The sequence below is a fragment of the Methylobacterium sp. AC315 genome, from assembly GCF_979253755.1.
This window is the reverse complement of sequence record NZ_CEEDEA010000115.1, coordinates 1-245: the sequence shown is the minus strand read 5'-3', so window position 1 is coordinate 245 and position 245 is coordinate 1. Positions and strand designations below refer to the sequence as shown.

The window sequence follows — 245 nt, the reverse complement described above, 5'->3', positions numbered from 1 at the left end:
TGTGGGACGCCCGTACGAGGAAGCGCCTATGGAGAAGCCGGGCGCGCGCGCCAGCGCGGCGAGGTGGCTCCGCGTCTCGTTATGCGGGTTGCGCCCCCGACGCAGCCGGTGCAACAGACCGGTCACGATGGGATCCGGCGCGGTGCGCGACCGCGTCGTCTCCGGGAAAGTCGGCGAGCTGGAAGGTGAGCGATGGCCGATAACATGTCCGAGGACCTCAAGGCCGGGGCGCTCGTCTACCACCG

General features: G+C 70.2%; 1 pseudogene. It reads right to left on the bottom strand.

The window, feature by feature from the left end:
- Positions 1 to 114: pseudogene (locus AC0IY0_RS28925) on the bottom strand (antibiotic acetyltransferase); the annotation flags it as partial.
- Positions 115 to 245: the final 131 nt, after the last annotated feature.